7 protein-coding genes are annotated in these 7445 nt (G+C 58.7%); 1 reads left to right on the forward strand and 6 read right to left on the reverse strand.

The window, feature by feature from the left end; all coding sequences use genetic code 11:
- From Q1B15_RS06725 to Q1B15_RS06750, 6 genes are all read right to left on the reverse strand, one after another.
- Positions 1-1841 (reverse strand): heavy metal translocating P-type ATPase (locus Q1B15_RS06725; RefSeq protein WP_299751992.1); only part of this gene is annotated, 1841 nt, incomplete at its 3' end.
- A gap of 125 nt (positions 1842-1966) precedes the next feature.
- Positions 1967-2968, reverse strand: a complete 1002-nt coding sequence (locus tag Q1B15_RS06730) for an oligopeptide/dipeptide ABC transporter ATP-binding protein (protein WP_299751995.1) — start codon at positions 2966-2968, stop codon at positions 1967-1969.
- Positions 2965-3948: an ABC transporter ATP-binding protein gene (locus Q1B15_RS06735; RefSeq protein ID WP_299751998.1), complete on the reverse strand. Its 984-nt coding sequence runs from the start codon at positions 3946-3948 to the stop codon at positions 2965-2967. Before Q1B15_RS06735 ends, Q1B15_RS06730 begins: the two co-directional genes overlap by 4 nt.
- A gap of 61 nt (positions 3949-4009) precedes the next feature.
- Positions 4010-4294 (reverse strand): hypothetical protein, encoded by a 285-nt coding sequence (locus Q1B15_RS06740; RefSeq protein WP_299752001.1) that lies wholly within the window; start codon positions 4292-4294, stop codon positions 4010-4012.
- An 11-nt stretch (positions 4295-4305) separates the two neighbouring features.
- Positions 4306-5262: an ABC transporter permease gene (locus Q1B15_RS06745; RefSeq protein WP_299752004.1), complete on the reverse strand. Its 957-nt coding sequence runs from the start codon at positions 5260-5262 to the stop codon at positions 4306-4308.
- Entirely contained in the window at positions 5262-6242 is a 981-nt protein-coding gene (locus tag Q1B15_RS06750) for an ABC transporter permease (protein ID WP_299752007.1), read from the reverse strand. The genes Q1B15_RS06745 and Q1B15_RS06750 overlap by 1 nt, the downstream gene beginning before the upstream one ends.
- Positions 6243-6356: 114 nt before the next feature.
- On the opposite strand from Q1B15_RS06750, the gene Q1B15_RS06755 reads away from it, so the two are divergent.
- A complete protein-coding gene (locus Q1B15_RS06755) occupies positions 6357-6878 on the forward strand; it encodes a hypothetical protein (RefSeq protein ID WP_299752010.1) in 522 nt (173 codons plus the stop codon).
- Positions 6879-7445 lie beyond the last annotated feature (567 nt).

Raw genomic sequence — 7445 nt, forward strand, 5'->3', positions numbered from 1 at the left:
GCATCGCCGATGCCCACAAAAAACGCCGTCTTCCCCTCGCCCGCCAACCGGTCCGCATCGGCGGCTAAAGGTCCGACATCCAATCCTTCCCCCTCAAGCATCCCGGCTTTGCCCACCATAACCCGCGTGCCGTCAACCTGCGCCGACACGCCCGCGCCGGTCACGCTCTGAAAGCCGTCGGCCCGTGCAACTGCCCCTGCCGCGCGCAATATGGCCTGCGCGATGGGATGCTCTGATCCAGCCTCGACGGCCCCGGCTGCCGCAAGAACTGCGGCGCGCGTCACCGCGCCATGGGTCACCACATCCGTCACTTCGGGTCGCCCTTCGGTCAGCGTACCAGTCTTGTCAAACGCCACCACATCAACGTCGCGAAGCGCCTGCAATGCGGCCCCTTTTCGAAACAAAATCCCCATCTCGGCCGCACGGCCCGTGCCAACCATGATCGAGGTCGGCGTCGCCAGACCCATCGCGCAAGGGCAGGCAATAATCAGAACCGACACGCCCGCGACCAAGGCCTCTCCAAGTCCCGGCCCAAAGACCAACCACACCAAAACCGTCACCAATGCGATGCCTAAAACTATCGGCACAAAGACACCGGTAACGCGGTCAATCACCGCCTGAACCGGCAGTTTCGCACCCTGCGCGTCCTGAACCATGCGGATGATCCGTGCCAAGACTGTGCCTGCACCCACATCAGTTACGCGAAATTCCAGCATTCCTGCGCCATTCACTGTGCCGCCCGTGATGCGGTCGCCCTCGACCTTCTCAACTGGTACCGGCTCACCAGAAAGCATCGCCTCATCGACAAAGCTTGATCCCCGCACGACGATTCCGTCAACCGGCACCCGGGTGCCGGGACGCACCTGCACAACATCTCCGACCGACACCTCAGCCACGGGCACCTCGACCACTTCGCCGTCGCGCACGACGCGCGCAACGTCCGGCCTTAAACCGACCAAAGCCCGTACCGCCGCTCCCGTGCGGCCTTTTGCGCGCGCTTCCAGCAAGCGTCCAACAAGGATCAGCACAACAATCACACCCGCCGCTTCGAAATAGACGCCCCGCGCGTTGTCCGGCAAAATCCCCGGCAAGAACGTCGCCACAGTTGAGTATAAAAATGCCGCCCCCGTGCCCAAAGCCACCAAGGCGTTCATCTCTGGCGCGCGCCGCAAAAGCGCGGGCAAACCGCGCGCGAAAAATACCCGACCCGGCCCCACAAGAACCGCGCCGATAAGCCCAAACTGCAAAACCCGGCTTGCCTGATGCCCGATGGTCTGACCCACAAGCGCATGCACCCAAGGAATAAAATGCCCCCCCATCTCGATCAAGAACACCGGAAACACCAAAACAGCAGCGATCCAGACCGAGCGCGTCAGCGCGGCAATCTCTGCCGCCTCGCGGTCCTCGACCTCGGAAACCTCAGGCTCTGCACTGATCGGATAGCCCGCGCCGCGTGCCGCTGCCAAAACGGCACCACGATCCGCGTCTCCCGCCATTTCAACCACTGCCGAATGATCGGCCAGGTTGACCCGCGCGTCCAAGACGCCGGGAACTGCCGCGAGGGCCTGCTCAAGCCGCCGCACACAGGACGCACAGCTAAGACCGTCAACCGTGCCGCGCATCGTCTCAATGCGCGCGGGGTAGCCCGCATCAGCCAGGGCCGACACCACTGCGTCAGCCGATCCATCCGCCCCTAACTCAGCCTCAACGATCCCGCTGGCAAGGTTCACCCGCGCCGCCAAAACACCCGGCACAAGGGCCACAGCACGCTCGACGCGCCCCACACAGGACGCGCACGACATACCCTGAACGGGCAGTCTTAAAGACATGGCAACAGACATGAAGGGACTCCAAATACCTCGGACTTCTCTCATATAGGGCTTCCAGTCACTGGAAGGTCAAGGCCTCACCCTTCATCCTTTCAAAAAGACCTCGGGAAAGCACGAGAGGGCAAAGCCCTCTCGTCTCAGGCCTCGATACGATCGCGCATCCGCGCCAGCGCCTCTTCCGCGCGATGACACGCCACTCGCGCACCATCGACATCGCGCAATTCAGGCCGCTCCTGAAGACACAGCGGAATTGCCAAAGGACAGCGCGGATTGAACGCACAGCCCGGGGGCGGATTGATTGGATCCGGAATTTCCCCCTTGGGCGGCACAACCTCGCGCCCAAATCCATCCATCCTCGGCGCGGCAGCCAAAAGCATCTGCGAATAGGGATGCGCGGGTCGTTCAAACAACGTGTCCGGGTCAGCCTCTTCCACCAATCGACCCAGATACAAGACCCCGATCTTGTCGGCCATATGCTGCACCACGGTCAGATCATGACTGATAAACAGATAGGTCAGACCAAATTCGTCCTTCAGATCGCTCATCAGGTTCAAGACCTGCGCTTGCACCGACACGTCCAAAGCGCTTGTCGGCTCGTCGCAAACAATCAGCTTCGGCTCGCTTGCCAACGCCCTCGCAATACAAATCCGCTGCCGCTGACCGCCAGAAAACTCGTGCGGAAACTTGCCCGCATCCTCGGCTGACAATCCGACCTGCTCAAGCAATTTTTCTGACAAACCTGCCGTATCTCCACCGCGAGCCGCGACAGGCTCGGCAATGATATCGCGCACTTTCCAGCGCGGGTTCAACGACGCAAAAGGGTCTTGAAAAATCATCTGAATATCCGAGCGCACAGCATCGATTTTGTCAGCGTCCGTCTCCCGAGACAAATCAACTCCATCAATTTCGACCGATCCCTCCGACGGGTTCAAAAGCCCGACAATCATCTTCCCGATCGTTGACTTACCCGACCCGCTTTCGCCCACCAAGGCATAAACCTCGCGCTCGGGGATCTCGAAGGACACATCAGAAACAGCTGTGAGCATCGCCTTCGGTCTGCGTTCAATCACCCGGTTCAGCCAGGGCTTCGAAACGTCAAAGACACGCGTGAGATTGCGGACAGAAACAAGCGACTTCATTCTGCCGCCTCCGGCTGCTCAACCGGGAACCAGCACGCCGCGCGCCCCTGATCCGCCGCAAGCGTCGGTCCGGGCTCGACCCGACATGCCTCCTGCGCCTTCGGGCAGCGCGGATAAAATGCGCAACCATCCGGTAGATCTCCCAACCGAGGCATCGACCCCGGAATTTGCCGCAAACGCCTTTGGCCCCGCGATGCCAAAGGCGTTGAGCCCATCAAACCCTCAGTGTAAGGGTGCCGCGGCCGCTGCAGGACCTCGCGCACCGCGCCCAGTTCCGCCAGGCGCCCCGCATACATCACCGCCACACGGTCCACAGCTTCGGCTATCACACCCATATCATGCGTCACCAGCATCACTGCCGTCCCGCGCTCGCGACACAGCCGCTTCAGCAGCGCAATAATCTGCGCCTGCACCGAGACATCCAAGGCCGTCGTCGGCTCGTCCGCAATCACCAGCGCAGGCTCGGCACAAAGCGCCAAAGCAATCACAACGCGCTGCCGCATACCCCCCGAAAACTCATGCGGATAACTGTCGATCCGACTGGCAGCGGCTGGAATACCCACTTCGTCCAAGGCGGCAATCGCCCGGTCGCGCGCCTCATCTGCAGTAAGGTCCAGATGCTCCAACATCGTTTCAGTCAATTGGTCGCCGATCCTCAAAAGCGGGTTCAGCGACGTCAGGGGATCCTGAAACACCATGCCGATCTCTTTGCCCCGGATGCGACGCATGTCATCGCGACCAAGATCGTCGATCCGCCGCCCATGCAGCAAAATCTCTCCGCCAGTGATCCGCGCAGGACGATCCAGCAATCCAATGACCGCGTTGCCAGTCATCGACTTGCCCGCACCACTTTCCCCCACGACGCCAAGAATTTCTCCCGGAGCAATGTCGTAAGACACCCGGTCCACAGGTTTCAGAACACCGGTGCGGGTGGGAATTTCGACAACGAGATTGCGGACAGACAAGACCGGTTCGGACAAATGCACGTTCCTTCAGGTTTGTTACGTTATGGGCTGCACTTCCCTTTAAGAGCAAGCAGGATCAGTCCTTTGGTGGCGTGTGTCTAAGGGCGATCCAATGCAGCGCCCAAAGCATGAAAAGTACAATCAAACCAAAGGGGGCTGCTGCAACATGCAGTATCGGCGCCGTCGTACCGTCCGCGAAGATTACGGCCCAGACAACGCATACAAAAAGCCCCACCATTAGGACGCCGGCCGCTATGGCAAATGTGCGCAGCGCGCCCTGCATGCGATGCGCGGCCATAACCTGCATAGAAAGATACAGCACCGGCACAGCGAACACGGCCGCAGAAACGAGCCATGTCACGAGCGCATTCATCACTTCAGACGTGGGTTTAGCGCATCGCGAAGCCAATCGCCCAACAGGTTCACCGCCAGTGCCAAGCTCAGAAGTGTTGCGGCGGGGAAAAGTAAGATCCACCACTCGCCCGAGAACAAGAACCCCTGCCCGATCCGGATCAGCGTGCCAAGTGACGGCTGCGTCGGGGGCGCGCCCACACCCAGAAACGACAGCGTCGCCTCGGCAATGATCGCAAGCGCCAGCGAGATCGTCGCAATGACCAGAACCGGCGAGAGCACATTTGGCAGGATATGCCGCATCATAATCGCAGGCGGCGTGCGCCCGATAAGGCGCGCAGCCTGCACATATTCTTTGTTGCGCTCGACCAAAGTGGCACCGCGCACAACACGCGCAAATTGCACCCAATCGGACAGGCCAATCGCCACGATCAACACCCAGATCGCCATCTGATCGCGGTATTCGACCGGCGTGACACCCTTGGCGACCCCAAAAATCAGCATCGCCACAAGGATCGACGGAAACGTCAGCTGCACATCTGCAACCCGCATGATAATGGCTTCGGTCCACCCTCCAACATAGCCCGCGATCAGCCCAAGCGTGACGCCAAGGATCAGCGCAAATGATACCGCCGCAATGCCCACAAAAAGCGAAATACGCATCCCATATAGGATAGTCGAAAACACATCGCGGCCCTGATCATCGGTCCCTAAAAAGAACTCGTCGCCGGTAAACGCATTTGGAACGCCAGGCGCCGAAAATCCATTCATCAGGTTCAGGCTGGCCGGATCAAACGGATTGTGTGGCGCAATCAGCGGTGCAAAAAACGCGCTTAACACCAGCACCATTGTGACGGCGAAACTAACCATCGCGACCGGGGACCTGCGAAACTTCCAATAGAAGTCGCTCTCGCGAAACCGCGCCCAGCGCCCCAATTCCGCGACTTTCGCAGCTTCTATAATATCTACGTCCGCCATCAGTGTCCCCCCGCCCGATCCGCCCGAAGTCGCGGATCCACCCAGAAATACAACAGATCAACGATAAGGTTGATGCCAACAAACATCACCGAAATCAGCATCAGATAAGCCGCCATCACAGGGATATCGACGAACTGGATTGCATTGATGAACAACAATCCAACGCCTGGCCACTGGAACACCGTCTCGGTGATGATCGCAAAGGCGATAATCGCACCCAATTGCAGGCCCGTAACAGTGATCACCGGCACCAGCGTATTCTTCAGCGCGTGACGGAAATTCACCGACCGCTCTTTCAATCCGCGCGCCCGCGCGAACCGGATATAATCCTGCCGCAAGACCTCAAGCATCTCGGATCGCACAAGGCGCATGATCAAAGTCATCTGATACAAGCCCAGCGTGATCGACGGCAAAATAAGCGCCTTCAACCCACTTGCCGTCAGGAACCCGGTGGTCCACCAGCCAAGGTCAACGACCTCGCCCCTTCCAAAGCTTGGCAGCCAGTCTAATTCAACGGAAAACAAGTAAATCAATAGGATACCAATCAAGAACGTCGGTAAGCTGACCCCGATCAACGATACCGACATGATCACATTCGACGTCCAGCCATCTCGCCTGATGGCGGTAAAAACGCCCAAAGCAATCCCAATCGAAATCGCCAGAAACCCCGATACCGCCGCCAGTTCCAACGTCGCAGGCGCGCGTTCTTTGATGATCAGCGAGACAGGTCGTCCCTGCCGGTAACTCACCCCGAAATTGCCCTGCACTGCGCCGCCAAGAAACTTGTAATACTGAACCACAAACGGCTGATCGAGCCCAAGTTCGATCCGGAGCCGGTCGATGTCGGCTTGCGTTCTCTCCTGTCCCAGCATGTTGTCAATCGGATCGCCGACAAAGCGAAACATGGAAAAGGCGACAAGTCCGACCACAAGAAGGACAAGGATCGACTGCGCGACGCGACGGATGATATATGCCAGCATGACGCGCAGTATTTTACCTTTGCGACCTCACGGTCAAGATCGCGCAAGCGTGCTTTGCGCCGTTACGACACCTTTTGTTAGGCTGGGGATGAAAAACAACTCCGGAGCCTGCACATGATCCGCATCGCCTTTGCCTTTGCGCTTTGCCTTCTCGCCGCTCCGATGCAGGCGCAGGACGCGTCCAAGAACATGACGTCGGGACGCGTGCTCGACATTCTACTCGCGCTTGATCCTGATACACGCCCCGCGGGCAGTGGCCTTGAACTGACGATCGAGGACGTTCCAGTCCTTGTCATTCTTGATACGCGCGCCGACCGGATGCGGGCGATGGTCCCGATCCGCGCAATTGACGGCATGAGCGAAGAAGATCTGCGCCGCGTCATGCAAGCCAACTTCGATACCGCGCTTGATGCGCGCTACGCGGTGGCAAACGGCCGGCTCTGGGGCGTCTACATCCACCCCTTGTCCCCGCTCAGACGCGACCAGCTTATCTCGGGGCTTGGCCAGACCGTAAACCTTGCGCTGACCTACGGCGGGTTGTTCACCGGCGGAGCGCTCAGCTTTGGTGGCGGCGACAGCGTGCCCTTACAACGAGAGTTGATCGACCGGCTCTTGGAAAAGGGGCAGGATATCTGACGTTGGCGAAGCGTTCGATACAGTCGATTGACAGCCCACGACAGCAACATCCAAACGGCCACCGCCGCCAAAATCCCACCGAACATTGGGTTTGGCTTTTGCACGCTTTCGGGCGTTCAGGAATATTCGGAAATCTTGTTGCCTATCAGGGCCCACGCCAGGAATGTGATCAGATTATTGAATGTAAGCACAGTGGTAATCAGCACACCTGCAGCCAGTGTTCCCTTATCCGATTGGTCCAGAAACTGCGTGAACATCAAGACGATGATGACCTAGGCTTTCGGGTTCAGGATTAACAGAAAGACGCAAGCCAAAGCACCTTGAGAGCCCCTGCTATCTTCAGCCCAACAAAAACTTGCGCAAACCTGTCCAAAGCAGCGAAGAAGCCGACTCCCATAGCGACCGTCACGATCCACGTCGCAAGGTGATAGCCAATGTTGGCCGGTATGGTGGCCCTCAACCCAAATCGCGCACTATTTGCAGCAAGAAAGACGTTGCCCGGACCCTAGGCGAGCGGGAAGAGAAAAAGAACAAGTCCAACCGAGGTCTCAAAAACCTTGAAATCCT

Source organism: uncultured Boseongicola sp. (genome assembly GCF_937988555.1).
Lineage (GTDB): Bacteria > Pseudomonadota > Alphaproteobacteria > Rhodobacterales > Rhodobacteraceae > Boseongicola.